The organism is Serratia sp. LTN-2, from assembly GCF_059740205.1.
Window position 1 is genome coordinate 1 of sequence record NZ_JCAXDO010000059.1, and the last position, 1,436, is coordinate 1,436.

Annotated in this window: 1 protein-coding gene; it reads right to left on the minus strand. The window is 54.8% G+C overall.

The window, feature by feature from the left end; all coding sequences use genetic code 11:
* Positions 1-275: 275 nt before the first annotated feature.
* A complete protein-coding gene (locus tag AC6BYQ_RS28270; RefSeq protein ID WP_261451914.1) occupies positions 276-1,295 on the minus strand; it encodes an IS110 family RNA-guided transposase in 1,020 nt (339 codons plus the stop codon).
* Positions 1,296-1,436: the final 141 nt, after the last annotated feature.

A 1,436-nucleotide genomic window follows, 5' to 3' on the forward strand; every position in this document is an offset into this window, starting at 1 on the left:
CTATATGAACGCATCCCGTTTGCAAGGCTTCCGTGGCTTTGACGTTGACGGTAGGTTGCAGCTCTATATCCGGCCTTATTGCAGCCAGTGCTGCGGGCCTCGATGAGATTCGCTGACTCACGCCTTATTCTCCTGACGAGCTTTAAGCTCAGGGTTGAATCCAGGTTTAGTGAGTCCCGGTCTTACCTGTCGTTGTCATCACTACGGCTGCCCAAGCAACCTTTCAGCATTCACCCTTCTGTTAAAAGAGTTAATGTTTTGCCAGCATTCGTCGTTCAGAACGGCCTGACGCTGACGTGTTTTTTGTCGTAGGTACAGTTATGAGCCACCAAGGCCCACACCGTACGCGCTATCTTGTTGGCCATCCCCACCACAGCAACGCTGGTCGGCCGTCTTTTCAGCAGCTCTGTCACCCACGGATTCGGCTCCTTCGCCTGTAATGCGGCCGCCCTGGCTCCATGGATAAACAGCGTCCGCATATAGGCATCGCCGCGCTTACTGATACCCAGAAGCCGTACTTTGCCGCCAGTGCCTGTTTGCTTTGGCACCAGGCCAATGTAGGCCGCGAACTCTCGCCCTGAGCGGAAGGTTCCTGCATCGCCCATAATGGCGACCGCTGCTGTGGCGACCAACGGGCCGACGCCCGGGATATCCATGATCCGCTGACAGGCCTCATTTTGTTTCGCCCAGGCTGCAAGCTGCTTTTCGATGCCATCTATCTGCATATCAAGGTCACTGAGCCGCCGATACTGGTCTTCAATCTGGTAAATCAGGAAAGGCGGCAGCTTTTCCTTCAGGCGCTCAAGTACCTCTGGCATTGCCTTGTCCAATGACGCCCGGCCCTTACGCACCGTTTCGCCGAACTCTAGCAGTAAGCCGTGCAGCGCATTGATCTGCGCGGTGCGGAACTTCACCAACTGTCGCCGCATCTTGTGCAGCGACAGCACCGCCTGCTGCTCCTCGGTTTTAACAGCGACGGCTTTAGCCGGCTGCTGAACCGCCATCCAGATAGCACGGGCATCCATAACGTCATTTTTGTTACCCATCACGAAGGCCTTGACGAATTTGCCCTGGAGTAGCCTGACTTTATGCCCCAGTTTTTCCAGCTCACGCGCCCAATATTGAGAGCCGCCACAGGCTTCCATGCCAATCAGGCAAGGCTCACGATTGCTGAAGTATTCCAGCAGCGCGGCGCGCTTTATCTGCTTGTCGATAACTTCACCGGTATGCTCATCAATGAAGTGAACCTGCATCAGATGCTTTGCGATATCGACGCCAACAGGGGTATATTTCATGTCGTGGATCCTCCAGTTATCAGGGAGCTTTATGCATCCCGTATTGGGCACCATGATGCCGAAAGTCTGCGAGGATCCACACCTCACCTGCCGAACCCTTCGCCGCTCTCAAATAGTTGGGATGCGTTCATCTCATTCTCC

What these genes read in the sequence shown, in the direction of transcription:
- AC6BYQ_RS28270 (WP_261451914.1), bottom strand. Translation starts at nt 1,295, where the DNA reads ATGAAATATACCCCTGTTGGCGTCGATATCGCAAAGCATCTGATGCAG.